This is a genomic window from Pseudomonas sp. PS02303, assembly GCF_029959925.1.
In the GTDB taxonomy this organism is placed as follows: Bacteria; Pseudomonadota; Gammaproteobacteria; order Pseudomonadales; family Pseudomonadaceae; genus Aquipseudomonas; species Aquipseudomonas mandelii.
In genome coordinates this window covers 70,171-96,141 of sequence record NZ_JASCOM010000001.1, presented here as the reverse complement: position 1 = coordinate 96,141, position 25,971 = coordinate 70,171, and the positions used below count along the sequence as shown (strand labels likewise).

The window sequence follows — 25,971 nt, the reverse complement described above, 5'->3', positions numbered from 1 at the left end:
ACGGCAATCGTAAGTCCCGTAAGGATGGTCTGAAGTAGTTGTGTATTTCTGGCTGACTTCAGCCCCTGCCGATTTTAAAAGCGGCAAATCGATCAAAAACGCTCAGATCACCCGCTTATTTCTGTGTTTTTAGCCGCCGCGAGCACCTCGCGGCAGCCATTTCCCACATTACAGGCGCACCTCTCCTGCATTCGCCAGTAAATGTCGGCGCGCCATCCACAGGTTCGACAGCGCGAACAGCGTCACCAGTTGCGCCGTGTTCTTCGCCAGACCACGGAAGCGCACCTTCACATAACCGAACTGGCGCTTGATCACCCGGAACGGATGCTCGACCTTGGCTCGTACCTGAGCCTTGGCCTTCTCAATCTTGCGCGCGGCTTTGTACAAAGCACTGCGCTTATCAAGCTTCTTGTAAGTACTACGGCGGGCGGCGATCTGCCAGATGACCTCCCGGCCTTCATGTTCAGGGCGTTTCTCGACGCCGGTGTAACCCGCGTCGGCACCGACCATGTTCTCATCGCCGTGCAGCAGCTTATCGACCTGGGTGACATCGGCCACGTTGGCCGCCGTGCCCACCACGCTGTGCACCAAGCCCGACTCATCATCGACACCGATGTGCGCCTTCATGCCGAAGTAGTACTGGTTACCCTTCTTGGTCTGATGCATTTCCGGGTCGCGCTTACCGTCCTTGTTCTTGGTCGAACTCGGCGCATTGATCAGCGTGGCATCGACGATCGTGCCTTGGCGCAGCGACAGCCCTCGGTCGCCCAGATAGCCATTGATGACAGCCAAGATGCCGGCGGCTAGTTCGTGCTTCTCCAGCAAACGACGGAAGTTGAGGATGGTGGTTTCATCGGGGATACGCTCCAAGCTCAGCCCCGCGAACTGGCGCAGGATGGTGGTCTCGTACAGCGCCTCTTCCATCGCTGGATCGCTGTAACCGAACCAGTTTTGCATCAGGTGCACGCGCAGCATCGCCATCAGCGGATAGGCCGGACGACCGCCTTCACCCTTGGGATAATGCGGCTCGATCAAGGCAATCAAACCCTTCCACGGCACCACCCGATCCATCTCGATCAGGAACAACTCTTTGCGGGTTTGTTTGCGCTTACCGGCGTACTCGGCGTCAGCGAAGGTCATCTGCTTCATGGGGAAACTCAGCGGGTGGAATCCGGGTATTTTGCCAAAATCTGGAAGTCTTCTTCAGAGTTTCCGTAATTGAATTAATACTAGCGGATCATACTGAACAATTTCAGCGCCAGACGAAGTCTCTTTGCCACGTTAACTACGATTCGACAGCGATTCAATTATGCGACATTGCTCTATAACACCACCTTGGCAGCAAACACTCAGTCGTGTCAGTTCGGCTTCTAACCCTTGTAAGTCTTGAATTCGGATTCGTACCTGTTGTAGTTGTCCTTGCACTTTCGCATCCACCGCAGCGCAGGAAGCGTCGCGTCGGTCGGCAAGGCCCAGCAGGTCGCGAATGTCATCCACGCTGAACCCTAGCGCGCGGCTGCGGCGGATAAATAGCAACCGGTTGCGCTCTTCATCCGTGTAAAAGCGGTAGCCCGATGATGATCTTCCGGCAGAAGACAGCAGCCCCGACTGCTCGTAATAGCGGATGGTTACGGCTTTGGTATCGGTCAGCTTCGCCAAGGCACCGATCGTGTACGTGGGCGCATTCATTTCTCTTGACCTTATAGTTGCTAGAACCTTCATTCTACTCGCGTCAGGCGACAAGCAAATCCATGCTCAGCGTTCACACACTACACAGGGCTCTGATCCGATGACAACCACACATCAACCACGTCAATCCGGGGTATGGGCGCTCCTGCTCTGCGCATGGTTGCTTGCTCTTATATCAACACTTGCCGTGTTGTTCGTTGGCGAAGTCATGGGGCAAGTGCCCTGTGTTCTTTGCTGGTTTCAACGTGCATTCATGTTCCCCCTCGTCTTGGTGCTGGGTGTCGCTTGCTGCATGTCGGACGCGGGCGTCTGGCGTTATGCATTGCCATTAGCCGTTATGGGCTGGCTCATTGCGCTGTATCACAATCTGCTTTATTTCGGACTGATGTCCGAAAGCATCAAACCCTGCGGGGCAGGCCCGTCGTGCTCTGGCGCCGATATGACCATCCTCAGTGGTATTCCTCTGCCACTGTTATCGCTGGGAGTGTTCAGCATCCTGATCTTCCTTCTCGTTCTCATCCGTCGGAGATTTACCGTATGAGCAGACGCACCGTCGTCCTCGCCATCAGTGTCCTTGCCATTGTCGGCTTCGCCGCCGCCGCATTTTTTTATAATCGTGCCGCCACGGTTCCCCAGGCCACAGCACCCGTGGCGCAAAACAGTTCGCTGGAGCGCTTTAATTCACCAACTTTCGGCCCTGCCAACGCCCCGGTGACTATTGTTGAGTTCTTTGACCCGTCGTGTGAAAGCTGCCGTGCTTTTTACCCCATCGTTAAAAAAATGATGTCCCAGCACCCAGCCGATACTCGTCTGGTGCTGCGCTATGTGAAGCTTCACGTAGGGTCTGAAGAAGCCATCCGGATCCTCGAGACCGCGCGCAAACAGGGCGTATTTGCACCGGTGCTTGAAGCTGTCCTGGCTGCCCAGCCACAGTGGCATGATGATGCGCAAGCTACAGCGGCATGGGATGCAGCGGCTCAGGCAGGTTTAGACGTGGCCAAGGCTCGTGCGGACATGATGTCGCCGGATATCACCGCCACGATAGAGAGAGATGCCGCCGATGCGAAAACCGTAGGCGTAAGCGGAACACCAACATTTTTCGTCAACGGTAAGCCGCTGACCAACTTCGGTGCCCAGCAGCTCTATGATCTGATTTGGAGCGAAATCAACCAGTCGCGGTAAGCACGAACGGTCGCGCTGAAAAATGCTCTTCGGTATCGAATCAGCGCTTGACCTTATAGTGGCTATAGGGTGTTCACTCTTCACCATAACTTGTGGAGAGTACCTTTATGAAAAGCTGTTGCGGTGATAAGCAAACACCTGAAAGTCAGGCCGGCGTTGAGGTTTTTGACCCGACAGCACTGACAGGTTGCTGTGCACCCACCGTAACGACTTGCGATACAAATGCAGTCCTGAACCCGCCCAAGAGCAGTTGCTGCGCTGCGAAAACCTTGGTCGTTAATCCGGTGCCGACTAAAGCAGAAGGCGTCAGTTGTTGCTCTCCTTCGTTGGATGGCGCCAAATCGAGTTGCGCTGCCGTAACATCGGCTTCCACCTTGCATGCCCTCGCCGAACCGAGCAAACCTGCCGCCTCGGTTGGTAACGATCTCTTTACCGACGCGTGCTGTCCTACCTCTGGTGCGGATGGCTCAAACGCTTGTGCAGCAAAAGTGTCTTCAGCCGATGCCAGCGACACGGCTCGCTTCAGTAGTTTCCGGATCGGACAAATGTGCTGTCCTACCGAGCAAACGATGATTGAAGGCAAGCTTACGAAGATGGGCGGCATTCAGAAACTGGAATTCAACATGATGAACCGCACTCTAGGTGTCTGGCACGAACTGCCGGACACCTTGGGTATTGAAGCGGCGGTGTCATCGCTTGGCATGCACGCTGAACCGCTGACTGCTGAGGGCAAGGTAGCCAGCGCGGATACACCGCAAGCCCAGTCTGACGCTGCATCACCGCGTAAAAGCAGTTGGTGGCCACTAGCGCTGTCCGGTGTTGCAGCGGTAGGCGCGGAAGTCTTGCACTTCACCCAGTCAGCCCCGGAATGGGTGATTGCTGCCGTCGCCTTATTCGCCATCACACTCTGCGGGCCCACGACGTACAAGAAAGGTTGGATCTCGCTTAAAAACCTTAACCTGAACATCAATGCCTTGATGAGCATTGCGGTGACGGGAGCAGTGCTGATCGGACAGTGGCCAGAAGCGGCGATGGTCATGTTTTTGTTTACCGTTGCCGAAATGGTCGAGGCCAAGTCGCTGGATCGTGCGCGCAATGCGATCAAGGGTCTGATGGACTTGACCCCGGAGCGCGCAACCGTGCGCCAGTCAGACGGCAGCTGGCTGGAAGTCGATGTGAAAACCGTCGAGATCGGTTCCTTGGTTCGAGTACGCCCCGGCGAACGTATCGGCCTGGATGGCGATGTCGCCTCCGGCAACTCTACCGTCAACCAGGCACCTATCACGGGCGAGAGCCTGCCCATCGAGAAAACTGTCGATGATCCTGTGTATGCCGGCTCCATCAATGGGTCGGGGTCCTTTGAGTACCGCGTGACGGCTGAGGCTAGCAACACGACGCTGGCTCGGATCATTCATGCAGTTGAAGAAGCCCAAGGTTCGAGGGCCCCGATCCAACGGGTCGTCGATAAGTTCGCCAAGGTTTACACGCCGGCGGTGTTCTTCTTCGCCGTCGCTATTGCGGTAGTACCGCCACTGCTTATGGGCGGATTATGGACTGACTGGATCTATCGGGCGCTGGTGCTCCTGGTAGTAGCCTGTCCGTGCGCTCTGGTGATCTCGACCCCGGTTACCATCGTAAGCGGTCTCGCTGCGGCGGCCCGAAAAGGCATCCTGATCAAGGGTGGTGTGTACTTGGAAAGCGGTCGCAAGATCACCCATCTGGCCTTGGACAAAACTGGGACCATTACCCACGGCAAGCCCGTACAAACCGATTTCCTGCCCCTGGCTGATGGAGTGCCTGGAGATTATCGCACTGCCGCCGCGAGCCTTGCCCACCGCTCGGATCATCCGGTTTCGCAGGCCATCGCTAAACAAGCGGCCGAGCAATCGCTGCGTATGCTGGAGGTGGAGAACTTCGAAGCCCTACTTGGTCGCGGCGTCCGTGGCACGATCGAGGGGAAGCGCTACCAATTGGGCAACCACCGTTTGCTGGAAGAGCTGGGTTTCTGCTCGCCGGACATCGAAGTGGCGCTGGACCACCTTGAGCGGCAGGGCAAAACTGTGGTCATTCTGTCCGATGACACCCAGGCGCTGGCATTGTTTGCAGTAGCCGATACGGTAAAGGACACCAGCCGGGTCGCAATCGAGGAACTCCACGCACTAGGTGTGAAGACCTTGATGTTGACGGGCGATAACCCGCACACCGCGCAGGCGATCGCCGCCCAGGTGGGCATCGACGAGGCCAAGGGCAGCCTGCTGCCGATCGACAAGCTCAATGCCATCGAAGCCCTGATCAATAACCAAGGCACTGTGGGTATGGTGGGTGATGGCATCAACGACGCTCCGGCGCTTGCTCGGGCCAATGTGGGCTTCGCCATGGGCGCTGCCGGCACCGATACTGCGATCGAGACCGCCGACGTCGCAATCATGGATGATGATTTGCGCAAAATTCCGGCCTTCATTCGTCTATCCCGCCAGACCGGAGCAGTGCTTACACAAAATATCGCGCTCGCTCTGGGCATTAAAGTCATCTTTCTGGTCGTCACGCTCACCGGTCATGCCACGATGTGGATGGCGGTATTCGCTGATATGGGGGGGAGCCTGTTGGTCGTCCTGAATGGCCTGCGCTTGCTGCGTAAGTGAGACTGACATGAACAACGACTTGCGCGCGGCTATTGACGAATCCTTCCTGAAAGCCAGGCAGGCCCTGGGGGCAAAATCCCCTCAGCGGGCTTATCCCTGGCTGGAAAGGGCTCACATCCTTACCCAGCGAATGCCTGTACTCCATGCTTACAGCCATTGGCTGATGTTTCTGGCCGGCTGGGAGGAGCGGGACTACCGAGAGATGCTTGGCCAGGCGGCGCGCATTCCGGCTGCTTTGCTGTTCTCCAAGATGTGGGTGCCTCTGGGCAATACCGGACGAGCAAGAGTCAGCGCCTTTCAACCGATGCCGCTATCAGATGAGCTGAAACAGCTACTACGGGACAGTCAATGAACACTTACCAAGAGGCTACACACGCCCCGATGCCTGGGTTGTGGTGGGGAATCGCGGCCTTCCTGGCATTGTTCGACCAAAGCCTCAAGTTCGCCATCGAGCACCTGTATGAGCTGGGCTCGTCCTTCGCCGTAGGCCCCTTCTTCAACGTGGTGCATGCCCGTAATACCGGTGCCGCGTTTAGCTTCTTGGCTGACGCTGGCGGCTGGCAGCGTTACCTCTTCGTTGTCATTGCCCTGGCCGTTGCATCGACGCTCATCGTGATCCTTCGCCGAGAATGTCGTTGGAGCGAAGCCCTGGGTTACAGCCTCGTCTTGGGTGGGGCGGTGGGTAATCTCATCGACCGGTCTGTCCGGGGGTTTGTCGTGGACTATCTGGACTTCCATTACCAAGGCTGGCACTGGCCGGCGTTCAACCTCGCTGATATCGCCATTGTTGGCGGTGTACTGTTTTTGTTAGTGGGTAGCCTGATAAGCCCTTCAATGTCAGGTAAGCGCTGACAATGAAGCGCGACCTTATTGTCGGCTCGCTCAGGTGGTCCGGTCGCGCTTGGCTAGCACCTGGGCTGGCGGTCTTTGCTGGCCGTGCCGGCCATCAGGATTTGCATCACCATCAGGCTCATCAAATAGCCATCGGCCTCGATTTGCCTGTGACCGTGGAATGCCCGCAAAGTCAGCACACCGGCTTCTCGGTGTTCATTCCTGCGGGAGTCCGCCATCGAATCAGCGGAGCCCTTATCGTTTCGATTTACTTGGATGTGCTGGGAGGTGAAGCCCAGGTTTTGCCAAAGAGCATGACGCCGACCCCAATTAAGATCGCACCATCTGACGCCCAAAGAATTGCAGACTCCCTGAACGAAGGCGCGGGAGACCCTCAGTCTGCGGTGCGAAGGGCTCTTCAGGTACTCGACGTCCTCCCAGCCGCAGATCCGCGGGTGGCGGTAGTCAGCACAGCGATTCACCAAGGCAAGGTGCGACGCGAAGAGTTGGCAGCACTGGTCCACCTGTCCCCAACTCGATTTTCGCACTGGTTCGTGGAACAAACTGGTTTGCCACTGCGCAGCTACGCAAAGTGGCTACGCCTGACCCAAGCGGTTCGATACTTGGCCTGCGGACGACCTATGACGGATGCCGCGCACGAATCAGGCTTCTCCGACTCTGCTCATTTCTCCAGGACCTTTCGATCGCTACTGGGTATCGATCCCTCATCGGCGCTCGCCGAGGTGTGCCTGCACGAAGCGAGTTCCTCGCGAGCTGTGCGACCCTAGGGTATTAAGGCCATCTGGCGATCCGAATGGTTAGGCCTTCAACGCCAGAATTCGGCGCGCACCGTTCAGGACGATGAGGCCCACGACAGTACCAATCACCAAGTCTGGGTAGGGAGATCCCGTCCATGCGACTAATGCCCCCGCAGCGATTACGCCAATATTCGCGATCACATCGTTGGCTGAGAAAATCCAACTCGCTTTCATGTGTGCGCCACCTTCGCGGTGGCCATAAATCAGCAACAGACAACTGACGTTTGCCATCAGCGCGACGGTGCCAATCCCTATCATCAGCATCGATTCAGGTTCACTGCCGTAGAGAAAGCGTCGAGCCACTTCAAAAAGCACACCCAAAGCCAATACGATTTGGAAAAAGCCCGCCAAATGGGCTGCACGTACTTGCACCCCCGCGCTACGGCCGACCGCATAGAGAGCCAACCCGTAGACGGCAGCATCAGCAAACATGTCCAGCGAGTCGGCAATCAGACCAGTCGACTGAGCGATTAAGCCAGCACCCATTTCGATGACAAACATTGCGGCATTGATGGCGAGCAAGATCTTCAGCGTGCCGGCTTCTTTTGAAGCATTCAGCTCTTCATTGGCACTGTTGGCCGACGCGGACTCCCGGCTGGCTGGTTGTGTGCCTAGCAGCGTTGCGCCAAGGCCAAGTGACTCCAGCTTAATGGCAATCTGATCAACTGCTCCTTCGTGAAATACGCTTACCCGTCTACCCGATAGATCAAAGGACAATGAATCGATCTCGGGTAAGCCATTTAGCGCGAGCCGGATCATTCGTTCTTCGGATGGGCAGTCCATTTTCGGCACCGAAAAATTGCTGACCCAGGTCCCTTCAGGTGAAGGCGTAGTTGCTACTTCCGGGCCCACCGAAGCGGGGCCACAGCCACAGGATTTATCACAGGAGCTCATGGGGCGATTCTCCAATTGGACATAGTCTTATCGATTACAAACCTTCTAGCAGCTATAAGGTCAAGCACAGAAATATTGGATTTTCAAGATCGTAGCTCTTTCGTTCAATTCAAACGCTAGCCTCTGCACATATTGTTATGGCTCCCTATACAGGAGTTGAGCGATGCCTCTTGCCCTTCGATGTGCCATACGCTGGATGAGCTATCCACTTGTATTTGGTGGCAGTACCGCCTTCATGATCTGGTCGCTGTATACCGGGATACCGTCGTGGCCCATCATGCCCCTGGTCGCCGCTGTGGGGCTTTTAGTCATCGCTGGTTTAGAGAGACTCCAGCCTTTTCGCGAAGCTTGGCTCGAAGATCATAACGACACCACCACAGACCTGTTGCACATGCTGATCAACCTTTCCGTCATTCAGTTCACTGCTGAGATTCTGGCCAAGCTTGGCGATGCGGTGCCGACTTCGGTTCGCCTCTTCCCGATCGAGAGTCCTCTGTGGTTGCAGCTGGTTCTGGTCGCCGCTGTGCTCGATCTGAGCTTGTATGTCATGCACTGCATCAGCCACCGGGTGCATTGGTTGTGGAGTTTTCACATGATTCACCACAGCGCAGAGCGACTCTATTGGATGAACGGGGAACGTAGACATCCTCTGCATGCCGCGCTGATGGCCGGACCAGGTTTGGTGGTTCTGCTCGCATCAGGGGCACCGTCTGCTGTAGTCGCAACTTGGTTCAGCATCTTGACCGTCCACCTGGCTTTCCAGCATTCGAACCTGGATTACTCGCTGGGTTGGTTACGCAACGTGATTGGGGTCGCGGAGACACATCGTTGGCACCATAAGCGAGAGTTCGAAGATGCCCAAGTAAACTTCGGCGAGTTCTTACTTTTATGGGATCACCTGTTTGGAACCTTCTATGACGGAGCAGACAAGCTCGGCGATGCGCAGGTAGGGCTGCAAGAGCGGGACTATCCAACTGGGTATCGAGCCCAGTTGGTCGCGCCGTTTAGGCGGAAGTTTCAAGTACGTGCGATTGGAAGTGATCACTCGGCGAATTAGCCCCCACACAATCGAGAAGCGATCCGATGAAAGCGCAGATGCCGAAATGCAAACTTTTAGGGTATCGGTGTCTACCCCATCGACTCAGCCCTATGGCTGCCCGGTCAAATATCAGTGACGGACTGAGGCCATACTACCTGCGTTGCACATGGATGCTCGACGCGCTGCCCCGCATTACATAGGCTTGCGAACTTTTGATTGGTGAGAGGAGGAACTATGGACAGGGATGCACTTGAGCGGAACCAGATTCCGATCTATTTCGTCGCCGTGATAGCGGCAGCGATAGGCGGGCTTATGGCTCCTTCAACCGGACAAAGGTTGGAGCTGTTGGTCACCCCAGCCATTGCCGTTCTCATGTATGCCATGTTCCTGCAAATTCCCTTCTTGAACCTGCGGGAGGGGCTTAGCCATAAGCCGTTCATGGCGGCACTGTTGATCGCCAACTTCGTGTTTATCCCCCTGCTGGTATGGGGGCTAACCCGAGTACTCGCCGAGCATCCTGCCATTCTTGTAGGCGCGCTGTTAGTGTTGCTGACGCCCTGCATCGACTATGTAGTGGTATTTACCCACATCGGCAAAGGTGATTCCCGGCTTATTCTCTCTGCGACGCCCATCCTGCTGTTGCTCCAGCTCGCACTGTTGCCTTTCTATTTGGGCATCATGCTCAGTGGCCAATCGGCTATCGTGGTATCGGTGGGTCCGTTCATGGAGGCGTTCCTGGTGCTGATCGTAGCCCCCTTACTGCTGGCCGTAGTCACCGAGGCCCTATCCAAGCGCACAGCTATCGTCAGAGCCTGGAGCGTTGCCTGGGCGTGGTTACCGGTACCCGCAATGGCCGCTGTGCTCATCGTGGTGGTGGGTTCGCAAATCACGCCCGTGGTGTGCGTCATCGATAAGCTAGCGCCGGTTATTCCTGTGTACATGGGCTTTCTGCTTCTGGCTCCGCTAATGGGAGCTCTCGCATCGCGGCTCTTCAAGTTGCCATCAGCCACTGCCCGAGCCGTCACCTTCAGTGCATCAACCCGAAACTCTCTGGTGGTTTTGCCACTGGCTCTTGCCCTCCCAGAAGAGGTTCGCGGCCTCGCTGCAGCGGCGGTGATTACCCAAACACTAGTGGAGCTGATTGGGGAATTGATCTATATCCGGGCGATACCAGCTTGCGTTTGGCGGGCTCGCTCGACCGTATCGGCCCCATAACTCTACCTGGAAGTACAGCCTTCGGGATGGCAAGCTCACGGAACCACATAGAGCTTAAATGCACTCTCTGCTCCGTTGCTCCCCAAACGGCAGATGCAGAGCTTACGTTTGTTTTTGGTTCCATTGCTCCCCAAATCTATTGCGAGCCCACTTATGACGGGTAAATAGCCCAGCATGAGCGCCTATTTTTTACACATAATGCTGGCTTAATTCACATTATGTGTTATCGCCTACGTCGGACCTGAGGACCGGTTGCTGATGACACGTGTCCAATTGTAAGAGCCATTTTCAGCGACTACACTCCAGCCCATGAAACGCTATCTGCGGTTTTGCCTCATCTTCTTTATCAGCTTGGCGCTTCCCCTCAGCGGGATGGCGGGTGTTCAGGCACCAACAGAACCTTGCCCAATGAAGACGATGGGCATGGCGATGATGGACGACATGGGGATGGACTGCTGCAACGATATGAAAAGCCCTTCCGAGCACGGTAAGCCTTGCAAGCCGGGTCAGGAATGCAAGACGGGCGGGATGCTGCAAGTCTCAATCCTCAAGCCTCCCGTAACCTTGTTCAGCCCAGTAGCGATTTCCTTTTTCAGCGATTCCCTACCCATACAGACCCCATCCGGGGTATGGCGACCGCCCCGCGTTTGATTCCTGTCCCACATTGAGCCTCATTCCGCATTAGGGGGATGGACTAGCTGTGCGCATGTCTTTTGACGCGAGCAGTGGATGATCACAGGAATCGTAAACATGAACTCCAAGTGCTATTGCACAGGTTGGTCCCTTGTGGCCGGTCTGGCGGCAAGCGTACTGGCATTGCCGAGCTTCGCTGCCGCATTGACACTCGATGAAGCGTTGCGGCTGGCCGAAAACAATGCGCCGTCGCTGACTGCACAAGACGCCAAAATTCAGGCTGCCAGCAGCGCGGCTATTCCAGCCGGTGAGCTACCTGACCCCAAACTGCTGCTGGGTGTGCAGAACTACCCCATTGGCGGTCCGGATCGCTGGAGCATCGACCAGGACTTCATGACCATGCAAATGGTCGGGGTCAGGCAGGAGATGCCGAACAGCGACAAGCGCAAAGCGCGAATTGAGGTCGCCGATGCGGCCGTGGATCGCGCCGCTGCGGAGCGTCGAGTCGAGCGTCTGAAGGTACGCCAGTCCACGGCGTTAGCTTGGATCAATAGCTACTCGGTTGAGCGCAAAGATGCGCTGTTCCAGGACTTCTACAAAGAAAATCGTCTGCTGACCGATACCGTCCGAGCCCAGATTGCCGGAGGTCGCGCTCAACCCGCTGATGCGGTGACACCCAAGCAGGAAGCGGCTCAACTGGCGGAGCAACAGGACGATCTGATTCTCCAAAGAGCCCAGGCGCGAGCAGCCCTCAAGCGCTGGATTGGCTCCGCCGCCAACGACAAGCCCGTGGGTCGTTTGCCTGAATGGCCCGTAGATACCTCAGGCTACTCCCATAAGTTGCAACACCACCCCGAATTGGCCGCGTTTGCGCCAATGACCCGCGAAGCGCAAGCCAAGGTTCGTGAGGCCGTGTCGGAGAAGCAGTCGGACTGGAGCTGGGAACTGGATTACCAGCGCCGTGGCCGTGAGTTTGGCGATATGGTCAGCGTGCAATTTTCCTGGGACCTACCGCTGTTTCCTGACTCGCGGCAAAACCCCAAAATTGCGGCCAAACAGGCTGAGCTCAGTCAGCTTGAGGCCGAGCGCGAAGCCCTGTCACGCGAGCACACTCAGCAACTGGAAAACGAACTGGCTGACTATGAACGCCTGAATCGTGCCGTGCGCCGAAACCAGGAAAGCCTGTTGCCGCTGGCCAAGGAAAAGGTCGAACTCAGCATGGCCAGTTATCGGTCCGGCAAAGGCGATTTGAACGCTGTTGTTGCCGCCCGACGTGAACTCATCGAGGCCCGCCTCAAACAGATCGATGTGGAAGAGCAACGAGCACTGACCAGTGCGCGTCTGTATTTTGCTTATGGGGAGTCCACCCAATGATCCTTAAAAAATGGAATGGAGCATGGCTTGTAGGTATCTCGCTGGCATTGGGTGTTGCCGGTGGCTACTGGTTCGCTCACCAGCGCATGAGCGGAGTACCAGGTACCGCCCCGGAACAGCGCCTCAGTTCACCGGATGAAGGCAAGGCTCTGTATTGGTACGACCCCATGTACCCGCAGCAAAAGTTCGATAAGCCGGGTAAGTCTCCCTTCATGGACATGCAACTGGTCCCTCAGTATGCCAGCGGAGCAGGGGACCGTGCGACCGTCAGTATCGATCCAAGTCTGACCCAGAATCTCGGCTTGCGTTTTGCGACTGTCACCCGTGGGATCTTTGATTCCAGCCTCGACGTGACAGGTGTCTTGGCGTTCAACGAACGTGATGTCGCTGTGATCCAGGCACGCACCGCTGGCTTTGTGGAGCGGGTCTACGCACATGCTCCAGGCGATATGCTCAAAGCCAATGCGGCATTGGCGGATATTCTGGTGCCGGAATGGGCGGCTGCCCAGACAGAGTTTTTTGCGCTGAGGCGCAATGGAGATGCTGACTTGTTGGCTGCGGCCCGACAACGACTGCGGCTCACAGGGATGCCGGCAACACTGATTACTCAGGTAGAGCGTGGCGGTAAGGTTCAGCCCTACCTGACACTCACCACCCCTATTGCCGGTGTGCTGCAAGAGTTGAATGTTCGTACGGGCATGACCGTGGCGACTGGCGACACTCTGGCGCGCGTCAATGGCTTGAGCAGTGTCTGGCTAGCCGTGGCTGTTCCAGAATCGGACTCCGCAGCTATCACCGTGGGACAGCCAGTCGAAGCGCGTCTGCCAGCTTTCCCTGGGACAATGCTCAATGGCAAGGTCAGCGCGATTTTGCCCGAGACCAATCCGGACAGTCGCACGCTTCGCGTGCGGGTGGAACTACCCAATTCGGACGGGCGCCTCAGACCGGGTTTGACGGCGCACGTACGCCTGAACAGCTCAACCGGGCAAAGTGTCTTGTGGGTGCCGAGCGAGGCGGTCATTCGCACTGGCCGACGTGCTCTGGTGATGCTCGCCGAAGAAGCTGGCCGCTACCGTCCGGTTGAAGTGCAACTCGGCCAGGAAAGCGATGGCAAGACGGCGATAGTGAAAGGTCTGGAAGAAGGCCAGAAGGTGGTGACCTCTGGCCAGTTCCTGCTCGACTCGGAGGCCAGTCTCAAAGGCATCGTTGCTAGCTCGGAGAAAGAGTCTCCGCCCAATGAAGCAGCCTCCAGTTTTCATGAGGCGGATGGGCAGATCGTTGAAATCAACGACAAAGAAGTCACGCTCGCCCATGGCCCCTTCAAGACGCTGGGCATGCCTGGCATGACGATGACGTTCCCTCTCGCCAGTCCGGCGCTGATGCAGGGCCTCAAGGCTGGTGACAAGGTTCGGGTCGCGGTGAGCCAGACCGATGATGGCTTGCGTGTCGAGCACCTGAATAAATCGGGGAGCCAGCCATGATTGCAGCTCTCATTCGTTGGTCGGTGGCCAACCGATTCCTGGTGCTACTGGCGACACTGTTCGTCACGGCTTGGGGTATTTGGTCGGTGCAGAGTACGCCCATCGATGCGTTGCCGGATCTCTCCGATGTTCAGGTGATCATCCGCACTCCTTATCCAGGACAAGCGCCGCAGATTGTCGAGAATCAGGTGACCTATCCGTTGGCCACCACCATGCTCTCAGTACCAGGGGCCAAGACCGTGCGTGGTTATTCCTTTTTTGGGGATAGCTTCGTTTATGTGCTGTTCGAAGACGGCACTGACTTGTACTGGGCCCGCTCGCGGGTGTTGGAATACCTGAGCCAAATACAAAGCCGGTTGCCGGCCAGCGCCAAACCGGCGTTGGGGCCGGATGCGACAGGGGTGGGTTGGATCTACCAGTACGCACTGGTGGATCGCAGTGGCGGTCACGATTTAGCCCAGCTTCGAGCACTTCAGGACTGGTTCCTCAAGTTCGAACTCAAGACTCTGCCCAACGTTGCAGAAGTCGCTACAGTGGGAGGCATGGTCAAGCAATACCAGGTGCAGCTTGATCCGCTCAAACTGGCCAGCCTCGGTATCACTCAGGCTGAAGTGACCGAAGCTATCGGCAAGGCCAATCAGGAAACCGGTGGCGCGGTGCTGGAGATGGCGGAGACCGAGTTTATCGTGCGTGCTTCCGGCTACCTGAAGACGCTCAATGACTTTCGGGCGATCCCGCTCAAGCTGGCTTCGGGTGGTGTGCCGGTGACCCTTGGCGATGTCGCCACGATCCAGTTGGGTCCGGAAATGCGGCGTGGCATCACCGAACTCGACGGCGAAGGCGAGACCGTCGGCGGCGTGGTGATATTGCGCAGCGGCAAGAATGCTCGCGAGACCATTGCGGCGGTCAAAACCAAACTCGACGAACTGAAAAGCAGTCTGCCGGCCGGGGTGGAAATCGTCACCACCTACGACCGCAGTAAGCTGATCGACCGCGCCGTGGAAAACCTCAGCCACAAGCTCATCGAAGAGTTCATCGTCGTCGCGTTGGTGTGTGGGATCTTCCTCTGGCACCTGCGCTCATCCCTGGTGGCGATCATTTCGCTGCCGGTGGGGGTGCTGATTGCCTTTATCGTCATGCGCTACCAGGGCATCAACGCCAACATCATGTCCTTGGGCGGGATAGCCATCGCCATCGGCGCCATGGTCGATGCGGCCGTAGTGATGATCGAGAACGCCCACAAGAAGATTGAGGCTTGGCACGCGGCCAATCCGGGGGAAGAACTGAAGGGTGAGCGGCATTGGCATGTGATGACCGAAGCGGCGGCAGAGGTAGGCCCGGCGCTGTTCTTCTGTTTGTTGATCATCACTCTGTCGTTCATTCCGGTGTTCACGCTGGAAGCTCAGGAGGGACGGCTGTTCGGTCCTTTGGCTTTCACCAAGACCTACGCCATGGCCGCAGCGGCGGGATTGTCGGTGACCTTGGTGCCGGTGCTGATGGGCTACTGGATTCGAGGACGAATTCCCAGTGAACATCAGAACCCGTTGAACCGGTGGTTGATTCGGATCTATCAGCCAGCCCTGGATGCAGTCTTGCGTCGACCAAAGATCACGCTGCTGGTGGCGCTATTGGTTTTTGCCAGTGCGCTATGGCCAATGTCTCGCTTGGGTGGCGAGTTTCTCCCCCCGTTGGACGAGGGCGACCTGCTCTATATGCCTTCAGCTCTGCCGGGATTGTCAGCGCAGAAAGCGGCACAACTGCTGCAACAGACCGACCGTCTGATCAAGACCGTGCCTGAAGTCGAACACGTCTTCGGTAAAGCGGGGCGCGCTGAAACCGCCACCGACCCCGCACCGCTGGAGATGTTCGAAACCACGATCCAGTTCAAGCCGCACGAGCAATGGCGTCCAGGCATGACCCAGGAAAAGTTAGTGGAAGAACTGGATCGAGTGGTACGAGTCCCTGGGTTGACGAATATCTGGATACCACCGATTCGTAACCGTATCGACATGCTTGCCACGGGGATCAAGAGTCCCATCGGAGTGAAAGTTGCCGGCACCAATCTGACTGAGATCGATGCGGCCACCCAGGCAGTTGAGCGAGTGGCCAAGGGGGTACCCGGTGTCAGTTCGGCTCTGGCCGAGCGACTGACCGGTGGTCGCTATATCGATGTGGATATCGACCGCAAAGTCGCCGCCCGCTACGGGCTGAATATCGCCGATGTGCAGTCCATCGTGGCCGGCGCTATCGGCGGTGAAAATGTCGGTGAGACCATTGAAGGGCTCGCACGCTTCCCGATCAACGTGCGTTACCCACGGGAGTGGCGTGACTCGCTCGGTGCCTTGGAGCAATTGCCGATCTATACCCCGCTAGGTAGCCAGATCACCCTCGGCACAGTGGCGAAGGTCAAAGTCACGGACGGTCCGCCGATGCTCAAGAGCGAGAACGCACGACCTTCGGGCTGGGTGTACATCGACGTGCGTGGCCGGGACATTGCCTCGGTAGTCGCCGATCTACGCAGGGTGGTCAACGAGCAGGTCAAGTTGCAGCCCGGCATGAGCCTGAGCTACTCGGGACAGTTCGAGTTTCTCGAAAGGGCCAACGCACGACTCAAACTGGTGGTGCCTGCCACGCTGTTGATCATCTTCGTGCTGCTCTATCTGACTTTCGCCCGCTTCGATGAGGCCCTGCTGATCATGGCCACTCTGCCATTCGCACTGACTGGCGGGGCATGGTTCCTTTATCTGTTGGGGTTCAACCTGTCGGTCGCCACCGGTGTCGGCTTTATCGCACTGGCCGGGGTTTCTGCCGAGTTCGGCGTGATTATGCTGCTCTACCTGAAGAACGCCTGGACCGAACGTGAAGACCTCGGCGACAACACTGAACATGGGCTGGTTGCGGCGATTCGTGAAGGCGCTGTACAGCGCGTGCGACCCAAGGCGATGACCGTGGCGGTCATCATTGCTGGCTTGTTGCCCATTTTGCTGGGCAGCGGGACCGGCAGCGAGGTGATGAGCCGAATTGCTGCACCCATGGTCGGCGGCATGGTCACCGCTCCCTTGCTGTCCCTGTTTGTCATTCCGGCAGCCTATCGATTGATGCGCCGCCGGCACCTCCAATTTGTACCCACCACATCTCAAGGAAAAGTCGTATGAAATTGACCCTGATTGCAGTTGCAAGCACCGTATTTACGCTGTCTCTTTCGGCCCACGCAGAGGATATGCCGGGCACGAAAATGGACGGAATGGAGGGCATGCAGATGAAGCAGGAAACAACGCAGGCTGCAGTGGCCACCGCCGACGGAACGATCAAGGCTATCGATACTACGAAGCATACGGTGACCATCGCTCACGGCGCTGTTCCAGCTGTGCAATGGCCACCGATGACCATGGCCTTTTCCGTGACGGAAGATCAACTGAAAGGGCTGACGGCCGGAGACCGTGTGTCATTTTCCTTTCGGCTAGAGGGCGGCAAAGCCACGATTGTGTCCATCAAAAAGTGAAACAGCCGTGGTAAAAGTGACCGGCACGCTTTGTCGTGCCGGACATGACCCATTACATCCACTTGTTCAGGGAAACTTGCACGTAAGTGATGGTGATCGAATGACTATTTTTGGCTGATATCCGCAGTCCGGGAAAGCAGTAATGGGTCGACGACGCCATTCGTGGCGAAAGCCCATTGCTGGCAGCCATCGTGGATGTGTTTACGTTTTTATTAGTCCTACGCCGAGATGTTGTAAGGGATTGCTTCCTTCTCTATCGGTAATCGCAGCACGTCGTTCGAGTGCCGGAATTCAGGCAGAGGTTTGATGACGGATGGCGAAGAAAAGAGACATAGATAACATCATCAGGTGCTGAACGAGGCTTCAAGGCACGCCATGGCAAATTGCGTGATGCAAAACGCCTTAGCGCCCCTTGCGGGAGCGGGTGCGGGGTGGCCTCGAAGTTAACTTCGTATGGTTTTAAGTAGATATGTATCGAAATTAGCGAGTTTATGTATTTTGCATAAACTCGCTAATTTAGATACATACGCTGTGGTCAGCACCGTTACCCACTAACACTGCCAGAAAACGAGCGCTGCCATCACCCCCGTTTCGCGAGTCAAAAAAGCGTCCTGCTCGAAGCCGACTCAGCATTCGCCACCCTCAGATCTCTTTTGAAATCGAGGCAAATGCCCTTAATATGATCTTATCTTGCCATCATCGTTTTCAATCATGGATGTTTCTCGGGGGTAGGCCGGAATGGCAGAACAAGAAGACGCTAAGCCCGCAAGCGGGCGCTTCAACACAAATGATGAGACGAAGCGGATCGTATGGACACAGACCGCTGGTCATTGTGAACTGTGCGGTACGGATCTAACGTTCGACTATCGTGCCGGCAAGCCAATGAGATGGGGCGAAGTGGCGCATATTCTGCCCGCCAGTCCCAAAGGCCCTCGGGGACGCGCGGATCATGATGCTGAGGCGCACACAAACGATACCGCTAATCTGATGCTCCTGTGCCCAGGTTGTCATGACAAAATTGATCGTGACGCAGATGGGTATCCTGAAAATGATTTGAGTGGTTTACACCAAGCGTACCTGGAACGCATCCGCCTCGCCGCAACGACCCCCGATGGTGGCAGAGCCATTCCTCTCATTGTCCAGAGCCAGCATTTCCAGACGATCAACGATATTCCCGTGCGCGATCTGTTGACGGCGATGTCTGCCGAAGGATTAACCGCCTTCGATCAAGGCATCAAAATCACCTTCGCTGCGCCCGGACCACGCGGCAGAGACACTACTTATTGGCAGAACGTCAAAGACAGCATCCAGTATGAGTTGGAGCAGCAATTCAAGCGTCGCGGCGGCACCTATGGCGACTCGCCCGCGCTAGCGGTAGTAGGCTTGGCCGATATACCGGCATTGATGATGTTGGGCCAGAGTATCGGCGACCGTTCCAAACGCTTAATCTTCTCTTTTCACCGCGAGCATCTTTTGCGCTGGCCCGATCAGTCTGCTGAGCCGCCCGGTTTTCTGTTTACGCCTCCACCCGACGGCGATGGCCCACTGGCGTTGGTGCTCTCCATTTCTGCGCAAGTTCCAGTTCGCGACGTGACCGATGCTCTACCCGGTGCACGTATTGCAGAGCTGTCGATCCCAGAACCAAGCTACGCGATGGTACAGAACCGTCGGGTGATTCATGCTTTTCGCGACGCACTTCAAATACGACTGAGCCAGCTTGAGGCTCAGACCCCTGACCCTATCCACGTCTTTGCCGCAATTCCTGCGGCATTGGCCATCGAGTTTGGCGCGTTGCTCACCACACAGCATCAACATACGTACCTGATCTTCGATCGGGACAAAGAAAACCAAGATCGGTTTACGCAAACACTGCAATTGGGTCCCGTGGCCCAGGAGGGTATGTAATGCTTTTGAGCAACGAACAGACCAAGCGCAGCAGTTGGGAATATTTTCTGCTTCGCGCCGCGCGGGAAATCTCGCTGTCGGAAGCGCAGTACGAAAAAATCAATGACCGGTACTCACAACTGGAAAAAATCCTCTCGGCTTCTGACAATCCGCTGCTCGCTGAGGCCCATATCTTCGTTCAGGGCTCAATGCGGCTGAAAACGACCATTAAGCCAATTCCCGGCGCGCCTGCGGATCTGGACACCATTGATGCGGACGCGATTATCTGGCTCCCTCACGCTCAAGGCGCTGGTGCGAAGGAAGTTCTAGAGGCGATTGAGCAGCGTTTTAGGGAAGGCTCCCGCGTTCAGGAAGAAGTTAAGCAACTACGTCGTGGTATTCGGATCGTTTATGCCGACGAAAATCCAGGTTTCCACATCGATGTCACACCTGCCCGCGCGATCAACGGAAATGGCGAAGCAAACGGCGAGGGTAAGCTTGAGGTTCCGGATCGGGTCACAGGGTGGAAAGCAAGCAGCCCTATTCCTTATTCGAATTGGTTGCAGGTTGCTTCCGCCCAAGAAATCTCTCTGGAAAGCTTGGTGGTTGCCAAAAGCCAGCGGATGCTTGATGCCGCGACACAAGATCCTTTGCCGCATTATCAGGATTACATCGATCAAGATCCCCTGCGTGCGACCATAAAGCTGCTGAAGCGGCATCGCGATGAATGGGCCATCAAAACAAGGAGCGCTGATACTCGTCCCATATCTGCAGTTATCACCACTCTGGCCACTCACGCATACCTGGAGGTCGTGAAGGAGTCCCAGTCGAAGCCTTTGGCACCGCTCGATGCAATTTTGGAAATCGTTCGCAGAATGCCGCAGCACATCGCGCATAGAGGTAGCGATTGCTTTGTCTGCAATCCTGCCGATAACGGCGAAAACTTTGCAGAGAAGTGGAATCGACCGGGCGAGGGGCAAGGCTATCGCCAAGCATTTGCCAAGTGGCATGCGGACGCCAGTGCATCCGTGTCATTGGGTTTGGAAAGTTTTGAATCCAATGATTCTTTTGCCGAGGCAGTGAAAAAGAATTTCGGTATTGCGCCGGCATTCATTACGGCAGTGAACAATGAAATCCCTGCGAATTGGACGATGCCCGGTCGACCGGATGGCACTACTCGAAACTCTGCTTCGATGGGTTCGCTCTTCGGAGGGGTCAGCGGTGGCGGAACCTCTCAGTCGAGCGTAAAGCCAGTTGGACGCCTTGGCTGATCCTATTAAGACGCCATTGCAGCGCGGAATCGCCGCACTGCGAAACACCCTAGGTCAGGATGCTGCCGATACATTGCTCCAGCCCGCACCCATGCGGGCTGACGAAGCGGCGTGCTTTCACTTCCCCTTGCCCATTGATTACACGGGGCAGGAGCGGCGACTGCGTATTGGTTTCCCCTCCAACTTTCCCCGTGGGCTCTTGCGGCTGAACGTCGAACCTTCTCCATGGCTGGTCTGGCCGCATGCCACTAAGTCGGGGCTTTGCCTTCATGGCTTTCAGGAACGCCCCATTATGGGCTCCCCGGAGGTCGTGGTAGAGGACAGTCTTGCTCGCTTGGCCCAGATCGTTGCGTTGTCCAAGATGGGATCAAGTCAGGCAACGCGCGATATTGAATTTCAGAATGAGATCACTACCTACTGGTCTTTTCAGCACGGACAGTCGTACCAGAACCTTTTACTTTTGGATCGACCTCAGGCTGCCTCGCAGTTGTTTGCTCTCAGCGATCCGCGCCGGGCTGTGCCATCCGGTCAGGAAACGGTTTGGCTAGCATCGAACATAGCTGCACTCAAAGGGCATTACCGACGGGTTGTCGGGCGCTCCGCTGTCATTCGCGCGGCCGAAACTCCTGGTTTTTACGTCAAGCTTCAGACTTATCCGGATATCCGCACCCCGGATCCAGAAGATTTATTGCTGTGGCTCACGCCACACCTTCAACCAGACGATGCCGAGCAATTGCTGGCATGGTTTGAGCTGCATGGAACGTTGGCGAGTCGATGGATTGTCCTGGAGCTTCCTGGGGGGACGGATGCTCCAACTTATTGCCTCAATGTCCGCTCGCTTGGCGTACAGCAAGAGCGGGGGGCAAAGTTTGGCTTGCGCACAGCGCGCCGCCGGCCAGCCATCGCAAATGCACATCCTCCGGCACTTGTCCGCGCAACTGCCCTAGACGTGCTTGATCGTGCGTCCATTCTGTCCCGCGATATAAGCGGCACTGCAAAGCACCTTGAAAATGCTCGGGTCGTTTGTGTTGGCGTTGGCTCGTTAGGCAGTGCGGTGGCAATACAATTGGCACGCTCCGGTGTCGGCCACCTTACCCTCATCGATCCTGACACTCTGGTGTCAGCCAATCTGGGTAGGCACGTTCTGGGAGCGGATAGCCTAGGGAGGCTGAAAGCCTCAGCGTTGAGGGACAAGATTCTGTTAGATCTTCCGACTACAGAATGCACCGCTTATTCGACTTTCGCCGAAGTAGTTATGAGCAGCAAACCAGAAGTGTTCGATAACGCAGATCTTGTGGTGATTACGACAGCAGATTGGCAGTCGGAGGTCACTGTATGGCGAGCCAAATCCAGCGGCGTTTCTTGGGGACTTTTACAAGCCTGGAGCGAACCGTATACCCAGGTAGGCCACGCGCTATTCGCACCAGCCGGTACCTTTGATGGCCGTCATTTATTCACGGACATCGGCGATTTCCTTCATAAGTTTACAGAGTGGCCGGGAGGAGGTGTGGTTCCACTGCCCGCGTGTGGGGAGAGCTTTATTCCAGGGGGATCGCTGGGGATGACCAACATCGCCTCTATGGTGTCGCACACGGCTTTACGCGCATTGACCGGCAACATCGCTACTGCATCTTGGGTTAGCAGTATCTACAGGCCTGAAGATGTGCCGAGCTTAGGAGGCCAATACCATGGGCCCAAACTGCCAGAGGGGGCGCAGCAACTTCTACTCGAGCGCGGATGGCCGGAACATAAGGATGAAATGGTATGACGGATATCGCTTGGCGCTGGAGATGGGCGGAGGTGGATTCCGAGCTATTGGTGTCGCATGCTGTCGCGGATATCTTGGATAGTCATCGGCAGGGTCTTTTTGGCGTGGAGCGAGGGGGACAGTTATTCGTCAACCCGGTTGATCCGAAAGGGTTGCTGCTGGCCTTGGCCACGTTGCCTCATCGCGCCGATCGGTCAGGCTGGTCTTGGCTAGAGTTGGATGCGGAGCGGTGCCGTCAGGAGATCCAAGCTGCCAACGAACAAGGGTTACGTCTGGTTGGCTATTGGCATACGCATCCCCAATCTGTTCCGGTGATTTCTCCGGCAGACATAGGAAGTTTCTCCAGATTTGCTGCGCGTTACACGCAGGATCTGCCGCACCCAATAGCCGTTATTGTTGGCAAATCCGAAAAACCAGAAGGCATCAAGGCGTGGTCGTTCAGGGGCGGCAGATATGTTGAGGCAACCTGGCTTAGATAAGCATCAAGTCGGTGCCATGGGAGGCTCGTCAGCGATTACCTTTACCCGCCAGCATTAGCGCGAAGAGCTCTGCCTGAAAGCGAGCATCATCCAATGCGTTATGGTTCGGTTCGCTGAGTGGCTTCAGCGCAGCAGTCATCTTGGATGATTTTGTTTCCTGCCAGCTGCAACCTACAGCTCCCATGAAGTAGGCCTTCATGTCGATAGCGGTAAAACCAAAGGGGTTGTTTTCCAAGTATTTGTGGAAGTAGTAATTGACGAATGACCAGTCAAACGGTGCATTGAGTCCTACGAAAATGACCTTCTGCCCCGTTTGGCAGGATGATTTCAGCCATTCCCCAAATGTCAGCATCGCCTGTTGCGGAGTGAGTCCTTCGCGCTCCAGCTTCTCCAAACTCAACCCCGATACTGCCAGTGCTTCCGGGTCGTGTTTTGGACTGTCAGGTCGTAGTTCAAGATAGATGGACGTTGCAGGTTGGGCTACAAGACAGGCTCCAATAGAAAGCAGGCTGTATTCGCCTGGTATAGGCCCAGAAGTCTCGACGTCGACGGAAACATAAAGCTCATCAGGGTGCATGTCATATCCTTTTCGTGTAGTTACCTGATCACGCTCAGGCTCTTAACCATGTGAAGGTGGAAAGGCAGGCAAAGCCATTGACCGATTTTTTGATTTTCACTCGCTATCCGGCGTTCGAGCAGCGGCAGTGCATGTCTACCAGCGGCTTGCGCGTTCCTTTGGTCAGCTCTGCGCCCGAGCATAATGATGTGTGTCATTCTCTGATGGCAGACGAGGGCCGGACGATCATGAGTGAAACTGAGCGTTGGATAGCCAAATGCCAGAATACTGAAGACGGTACTGGCGACATCATCATTGATCTGCCTCAAGAGTTGCTTGACCAAATGGGGTTAGGTGTTGGGGACGACCTGGAGCTAACGGTAACGAATGGCACATTAGTGCTGACGCCCATGCACAACGCAACATCAGTGCGGCCCATGTTGGCTGGCGCCCTGCGTCAGGATGTCTATCATGCTTACCGCGCGCGTCTGGAGGCGCTTCTTCATATCTCCGTCAATGCCTCGGATCTGGACATTCACGACATGATAGTAGCTGGTTTCTCGGTCAGCCTGATCAAAGTGCTTTGTGATGATGGAACCTTAAGCGACGAAGAACGCGACAGAATCATTCAATCCAAAACGCTCAAAACAAAACTGTCAGCCAATCAGCTCTTAACGTTGCATGAGAGCGATCGCCTGTTCCGGTTTGCACACATTACCGCCATGGCCGAGGTGATCTTCGGTCACAAAGGGAAGGCCAAACAATGGCTTTCCAAACCCAAAGCCCGTTTTTTGGGAGAAAGCCCATCGTCGATGGTCACTACAACCTTTGGCACGCATCTAGTCGAAGAAATGCTGATTCAAGTGTCTGAGGGAATGTCATTTTGATTCAGCCGCAGCCAAACGGCTTCTACCGCTCCTTGAGTAACATGAATTTCATGCGCCTATGCCGGCGTCGCCTTGCCGATACGGCATGCACGGGCATCCATGAAGCACTAGGTTTCACCCACATCGGCACCTACCGCGAGGTAGGGTTCAAGCACGGCAATGGCATAGCTGGGTACTGGCGCAAACCACTTTATCCGGTGACAACTCCATAGAAATCATCCCGTTCAGTGAGATGAGGGGAGAAGACGGACCAGCTGTGACATGGCCCAGCTGTTATTCGTCGGCATCGGAATCTCGTGTGTCGCTGGGAGCTAAGCTGAATGATGCTTCTCGTTCGAATCGGTTTTTTTTGATCGGCCGGAGGTACAAATGAATCTGGCAGATTTTGTCTCAGTGCTTTCTGCGGGTGAGAAAATAGACGGGTGCCAACTCACCACCTCAGATGCTGTGGCGCTCGCCCGTCTGCATTTCCCTTCCCGTGCCTATTGTCTTGTTGCTGATTGGGCAATATTGGATCTCGACATTACAACACGTCAGCGAAAAGCCATTACGGATAGAGAGCTAATTCCTGCTCTCGTTTACGCTTTGACCGTTATCCAAGACAGTAAGGGCCGCTTCCCAACTGGTGATTGGGTCAGAACAACGCTGGGTGTTTCCTTCACCCACGACTGCTTATTTCGAACAAAAAACACAGTTTATGTGCTGATGGGGGCCGGTCGAAGGTTGCGCACAGATTTAGACATCGCACTGAGCCTGTGCTGAAAAACCGTTATTTCCACACAGTTGAGTGACCGGTCGCGCTCACATACTGTTTCGGCATGAATGATTGCTCTCGCTGTTGTGTCAAACTATGTTGTTCCAAATCGAGCCCCGTATTTGAAGTGTGACGCATCTGTGTCAATCTATGTTGCTGTTGTGTGGACCCCGGATCATCCTACAGGCCCCGATTTACGTGAGGGGTTGTGTCAAACTATGTTGTTGGTAACCATTTATGACAACGGAATTTGCGACTAAGGAGGAGGCTTGGCGGGCGGCTAGTGAGATTGTGTCCGGCCTTAAGTCTTCGCATCATGAGATGAGAAGCTTGTTCCGGGATTTAACATTTGCAGAAGAAGATGAATTTATTGATGAGTTCATTGAAAAAGTCGAGCGCCGTCTTGGGAAAAAAATTGTTGGCGGGGTTCGTACATTTATCGAGAGAGAAACGCGCGATCATTACTCTTGACTGAAGGCGGGCGGAGGCAGGCTGGCCATCCAGGTACCAAAAAAGGTTTCGCCTCAAGCGTCGTCCGTGAACTCAAGGAGAAGGGGCGGCACAAGCCAACTGATAAAACAAAAGAATGTTGAATAGGAGTTGTCATGAGCGAAGAGACTGAAGCTCTCAAATTTCTCAATCAGCTTGCCGACGCTATTGAGCAGCATCATGGCAAATGCAAGGTTGAGCGCGACGTGTTCCTGTTCTGGTTAGACGATATGGTTCGCCAGGGCCTTGCAACCGGCGCCGGCGAAGAAGCAGTCGTGGCAGCGATATTTAAAACCTACCCGTCATGGCAAAACGAGTTGTTCAAAACCGATAGCGATGGCTGAAGAAAACATGACAGAGCAAATGTTATGCGTAGGCTCGACATTGGGCCGGTGCCCATGTGCCACTTCACGCCGATGGAGTTCCACGAATGCGACTCCGATCCGAGCGGGCGCAGTGACGGCTATCAGTGCCGGCATTGCGGCCATAGCGAGGACAGCACCGAAGCCTGGGCGAAGGTGCGAGCCCGCGAAGCCAAGTCACCCTCTCCCACCATTCCCCAAACCATGCCTGCGCTCGACAG

Annotated in this window: 25 protein-coding genes; 21 read left to right on the top strand and 4 right to left on the bottom strand. The window is 55.8% G+C overall.

Annotated features, from left to right (window positions below; all coding sequences use genetic code 11):
* Window positions 1-168: 168 nt before the first annotated feature.
* On the bottom strand, window positions 169-1,149 hold the full coding sequence (locus tag QMX98_RS00405) for an IS5-like element ISPre1 family transposase (RefSeq protein ID WP_011077862.1): 981 nt from the start codon (window positions 1,147-1,149) through the stop codon (window positions 169-171).
* A gap of 132 nt (window positions 1,150-1,281) precedes the next feature.
* Window positions 1,282-1,689, bottom strand: coding sequence for a helix-turn-helix domain-containing protein (locus tag QMX98_RS00400; protein WP_282410018.1), 408 nt, complete (start codon window positions 1,687-1,689; stop codon window positions 1,282-1,284).
* A 100-nt stretch (window positions 1,690-1,789) separates the two neighbouring features.
* On the opposite strand from QMX98_RS00400, the gene QMX98_RS00395 reads away from it, so the two are divergent.
* The 6 genes from QMX98_RS00395 (at window position 1,790) to QMX98_RS00370 (ending at window position 7,132) form a co-directional block, all read left to right on the top strand.
* Window positions 1,790-2,230 (top strand): disulfide bond formation protein B, encoded by a 441-nt coding sequence (locus QMX98_RS00395; protein WP_282410017.1) that lies wholly within the window; start codon window positions 1,790-1,792, stop codon window positions 2,228-2,230.
* The gene (locus QMX98_RS00390) at window positions 2,227-2,871 is read left to right on the top strand and encodes a thioredoxin domain-containing protein (protein WP_282410016.1); all 645 of its coding nucleotides are present in this window, start codon (window positions 2,227-2,229) and stop codon (window positions 2,869-2,871) included. The genes QMX98_RS00395 and QMX98_RS00390 overlap by 4 nt, the downstream gene beginning before the upstream one ends.
* 545 nt (window positions 2,872-3,416) lie before the next feature.
* Window positions 3,417-5,513, top strand: a complete 2,097-nt coding sequence (locus QMX98_RS00385; RefSeq protein ID WP_282410044.1) for a heavy metal translocating P-type ATPase — start codon at window positions 3,417-3,419, stop codon at window positions 5,511-5,513.
* Window positions 5,514-5,520: 7 nt separating this feature from the next.
* Entirely contained in the window at window positions 5,521-5,865 is a 345-nt protein-coding gene (locus QMX98_RS00380; protein ID WP_282410015.1) for a DUF3703 domain-containing protein, read from the top strand.
* Window positions 5,862-6,365: a signal peptidase II gene (gene lspA / locus QMX98_RS00375; RefSeq protein WP_282410014.1), complete on the top strand. Its 504-nt coding sequence runs from the start codon at window positions 5,862-5,864 to the stop codon at window positions 6,363-6,365. Before QMX98_RS00380 ends, lspA begins: the two co-directional genes overlap by 4 nt.
* A gap of 2 nt (window positions 6,366-6,367) precedes the next feature.
* Complete coding sequence (locus QMX98_RS00370) at window positions 6,368-7,132, top strand: helix-turn-helix transcriptional regulator (RefSeq protein WP_282410013.1); 765 nt, start codon at window positions 6,368-6,370, stop codon at window positions 7,130-7,132.
* A gap of 30 nt (window positions 7,133-7,162) precedes the next feature.
* Here the strand turns inward: QMX98_RS00370 and QMX98_RS00365 are convergent, their stop codons facing one another.
* Complete coding sequence (locus tag QMX98_RS00365) at window positions 7,163-8,056, bottom strand: cation transporter (protein WP_282410012.1); 894 nt, start codon at window positions 8,054-8,056, stop codon at window positions 7,163-7,165.
* A gap of 163 nt (window positions 8,057-8,219) precedes the next feature.
* Between QMX98_RS00365 and QMX98_RS00360 the strand changes: the two genes are divergently transcribed.
* From QMX98_RS00360 to QMX98_RS00310, 11 genes are all read left to right on the top strand, one after another.
* Complete coding sequence (locus QMX98_RS00360) at window positions 8,220-9,113, top strand: sterol desaturase family protein (RefSeq protein WP_282410011.1); 894 nt, start codon at window positions 8,220-8,222, stop codon at window positions 9,111-9,113.
* Window positions 9,114-9,329: 216 nt separating this feature from the next.
* Window positions 9,330-10,310: an arsenic resistance protein gene (locus QMX98_RS00355; RefSeq protein WP_282410010.1), complete on the top strand. Its 981-nt coding sequence runs from the start codon at window positions 9,330-9,332 to the stop codon at window positions 10,308-10,310.
* A gap of 309 nt (window positions 10,311-10,619) precedes the next feature.
* Window positions 10,620-10,961: a hypothetical protein gene (locus QMX98_RS00350; protein ID WP_282410009.1), complete on the top strand. Its 342-nt coding sequence runs from the start codon at window positions 10,620-10,622 to the stop codon at window positions 10,959-10,961.
* A 99-nt stretch (window positions 10,962-11,060) separates the two neighbouring features.
* Complete coding sequence (locus QMX98_RS00345; protein ID WP_282410008.1) at window positions 11,061-12,317, top strand: TolC family protein; 1,257 nt, start codon at window positions 11,061-11,063, stop codon at window positions 12,315-12,317.
* A complete protein-coding gene (locus tag QMX98_RS00340; RefSeq protein ID WP_282410007.1) occupies window positions 12,314-13,798 on the top strand; it encodes an efflux RND transporter periplasmic adaptor subunit in 1,485 nt (494 codons plus the stop codon). The genes QMX98_RS00345 and QMX98_RS00340 overlap by 4 nt, the downstream gene beginning before the upstream one ends.
* On the top strand, window positions 13,795-16,953 hold the full coding sequence (locus QMX98_RS00335) for an efflux RND transporter permease subunit (RefSeq protein WP_282410006.1): 3,159 nt from the start codon (window positions 13,795-13,797) through the stop codon (window positions 16,951-16,953). The genes QMX98_RS00340 and QMX98_RS00335 overlap by 4 nt, the downstream gene beginning before the upstream one ends.
* Window positions 16,950-17,300, top strand: coding sequence for a copper-binding protein (locus QMX98_RS00330; RefSeq protein WP_282410005.1), 351 nt, complete (start codon window positions 16,950-16,952; stop codon window positions 17,298-17,300). The genes QMX98_RS00335 and QMX98_RS00330 overlap by 4 nt, the downstream gene beginning before the upstream one ends.
* Window positions 17,301-18,038: 738 nt before the next feature.
* The gene (locus QMX98_RS00325; protein ID WP_282410004.1) at window positions 18,039-19,205 is read left to right on the top strand and encodes an SAVED domain-containing protein; all 1,167 of its coding nucleotides are present in this window, start codon (window positions 18,039-18,041) and stop codon (window positions 19,203-19,205) included.
* Window positions 19,205-20,455 (top strand): nucleotidyltransferase, encoded by a 1,251-nt coding sequence (locus QMX98_RS00320; protein ID WP_282410003.1) that lies wholly within the window; start codon window positions 19,205-19,207, stop codon window positions 20,453-20,455. The genes QMX98_RS00325 and QMX98_RS00320 overlap by 1 nt, the downstream gene beginning before the upstream one ends.
* A complete protein-coding gene (locus tag QMX98_RS00315) occupies window positions 20,439-22,223 on the top strand; it encodes a ThiF family adenylyltransferase (protein ID WP_348967354.1) in 1,785 nt (594 codons plus the stop codon). Before QMX98_RS00320 ends, QMX98_RS00315 begins: the two co-directional genes overlap by 17 nt.
* On the top strand, window positions 22,220-22,702 hold the full coding sequence (locus QMX98_RS00310) for a Mov34/MPN/PAD-1 family protein (protein WP_282410001.1): 483 nt from the start codon (window positions 22,220-22,222) through the stop codon (window positions 22,700-22,702). The genes QMX98_RS00315 and QMX98_RS00310 overlap by 4 nt, the downstream gene beginning before the upstream one ends.
* 28 nt (window positions 22,703-22,730) lie before the next feature.
* On the opposite strand, the gene QMX98_RS00305 is transcribed toward QMX98_RS00310, so the two are convergent.
* Window positions 22,731-23,279, bottom strand: a complete 549-nt coding sequence (locus tag QMX98_RS00305; protein WP_282410000.1) for a 3'-5' exonuclease — start codon at window positions 23,277-23,279, stop codon at window positions 22,731-22,733.
* Between the two features lie 77 nt (window positions 23,280-23,356).
* On the opposite strand from QMX98_RS00305, the gene QMX98_RS00300 reads away from it, so the two are divergent.
* The 4 genes from QMX98_RS00300 (at window position 23,357) to QMX98_RS00285 (ending at window position 25,732) form a co-directional block, all read left to right on the top strand.
* A complete protein-coding gene (locus tag QMX98_RS00300; RefSeq protein WP_282409999.1) occupies window positions 23,357-24,145 on the top strand; it encodes an antitoxin Xre/MbcA/ParS toxin-binding domain-containing protein in 789 nt (262 codons plus the stop codon).
* A 369-nt stretch (window positions 24,146-24,514) separates the two neighbouring features.
* On the top strand, window positions 24,515-24,907 hold the full coding sequence (locus tag QMX98_RS00295) for a hypothetical protein (protein ID WP_282409998.1): 393 nt from the start codon (window positions 24,515-24,517) through the stop codon (window positions 24,905-24,907).
* Window positions 24,908-25,136: 229 nt separating this feature from the next.
* The gene (locus QMX98_RS00290) at window positions 25,137-25,370 is read left to right on the top strand and encodes a hypothetical protein (protein ID WP_282409997.1); all 234 of its coding nucleotides are present in this window, start codon (window positions 25,137-25,139) and stop codon (window positions 25,368-25,370) included.
* 134 nt (window positions 25,371-25,504) lie between these two features.
* The gene (locus QMX98_RS00285) at window positions 25,505-25,732 is read left to right on the top strand and encodes a hypothetical protein (RefSeq protein ID WP_282409996.1); all 228 of its coding nucleotides are present in this window, start codon (window positions 25,505-25,507) and stop codon (window positions 25,730-25,732) included.
* Window positions 25,733-25,971: the final 239 nt, after the last annotated feature.

What these genes read in the sequence shown, in the direction of transcription:
- QMX98_RS00380 (WP_282410015.1), top strand. Translation starts at nt 5,521, where the DNA reads ATGAACAACGACTTGCGCGCGGCTATTGACGAATCCTTCCTGAAAGCC.
- QMX98_RS00400 (WP_282410018.1), bottom strand. Translation starts at nt 1,689, where the DNA reads ATGAATGCGCCCACGTACACGATCGGTGCCTTGGCGAAGCTGACCGAT.
- QMX98_RS00290 (WP_282409997.1), top strand. Translation starts at nt 25,137, where the DNA reads ATGACAACGGAATTTGCGACTAAGGAGGAGGCTTGGCGGGCGGCTAGT.
- QMX98_RS00390 (WP_282410016.1), top strand. Translation starts at nt 2,227, where the DNA reads ATGAGCAGACGCACCGTCGTCCTCGCCATCAGTGTCCTTGCCATTGTC.
- QMX98_RS00295 (WP_282409998.1), top strand. Translation starts at nt 24,515, where the DNA reads ATGAATCTGGCAGATTTTGTCTCAGTGCTTTCTGCGGGTGAGAAAATA.
- QMX98_RS00305 (WP_282410000.1), bottom strand. Translation starts at nt 23,279, where the DNA reads ATGCACCCTGATGAGCTTTATGTTTCCGTCGACGTCGAGACTTCTGGG.
- QMX98_RS00345 (WP_282410008.1), top strand. Translation starts at nt 11,061, where the DNA reads ATGAACTCCAAGTGCTATTGCACAGGTTGGTCCCTTGTGGCCGGTCTG.
- QMX98_RS00310 (WP_282410001.1), top strand. Translation starts at nt 22,220, where the DNA reads ATGACGGATATCGCTTGGCGCTGGAGATGGGCGGAGGTGGATTCCGAG.
- QMX98_RS00355 (WP_282410010.1), top strand. Translation starts at nt 9,330, where the DNA reads ATGGACAGGGATGCACTTGAGCGGAACCAGATTCCGATCTATTTCGTC.
- QMX98_RS00350 (WP_282410009.1), top strand. Translation starts at nt 10,620, where the DNA reads ATGAAACGCTATCTGCGGTTTTGCCTCATCTTCTTTATCAGCTTGGCG.
- lspA (WP_282410014.1), top strand. Translation starts at nt 5,862, where the DNA reads ATGAACACTTACCAAGAGGCTACACACGCCCCGATGCCTGGGTTGTGG.
- QMX98_RS00370 (WP_282410013.1), top strand. Translation starts at nt 6,368, where the DNA reads ATGAAGCGCGACCTTATTGTCGGCTCGCTCAGGTGGTCCGGTCGCGCT.
- QMX98_RS00335 (WP_282410006.1), top strand. Translation starts at nt 13,795, where the DNA reads ATGATTGCAGCTCTCATTCGTTGGTCGGTGGCCAACCGATTCCTGGTG.
- QMX98_RS00320 (WP_282410003.1), top strand. Translation starts at nt 19,205, where the DNA reads ATGCTTTTGAGCAACGAACAGACCAAGCGCAGCAGTTGGGAATATTTT.
- QMX98_RS00325 (WP_282410004.1), top strand. Translation starts at nt 18,039, where the DNA reads ATGGCAGAACAAGAAGACGCTAAGCCCGCAAGCGGGCGCTTCAACACA.
- QMX98_RS00395 (WP_282410017.1), top strand. Translation starts at nt 1,790, where the DNA reads ATGACAACCACACATCAACCACGTCAATCCGGGGTATGGGCGCTCCTG.
- QMX98_RS00285 (WP_282409996.1), top strand. Translation starts at nt 25,505, where the DNA reads ATGAGCGAAGAGACTGAAGCTCTCAAATTTCTCAATCAGCTTGCCGAC.
- QMX98_RS00330 (WP_282410005.1), top strand. Translation starts at nt 16,950, where the DNA reads ATGAAATTGACCCTGATTGCAGTTGCAAGCACCGTATTTACGCTGTCT.
- QMX98_RS00360 (WP_282410011.1), top strand. Translation starts at nt 8,220, where the DNA reads ATGCCTCTTGCCCTTCGATGTGCCATACGCTGGATGAGCTATCCACTT.
- QMX98_RS00405 (WP_011077862.1), bottom strand. Translation starts at nt 1,149, where the DNA reads ATGAAGCAGATGACCTTCGCTGACGCCGAGTACGCCGGTAAGCGCAAA.
- QMX98_RS00340 (WP_282410007.1), top strand. Translation starts at nt 12,314, where the DNA reads ATGATCCTTAAAAAATGGAATGGAGCATGGCTTGTAGGTATCTCGCTG.
- QMX98_RS00365 (WP_282410012.1), bottom strand. Translation starts at nt 8,056, where the DNA reads ATGAGCTCCTGTGATAAATCCTGTGGCTGTGGCCCCGCTTCGGTGGGC.
- QMX98_RS00385 (WP_282410044.1), top strand. Translation starts at nt 3,417, where the DNA reads ATGTGCTGTCCTACCGAGCAAACGATGATTGAAGGCAAGCTTACGAAG.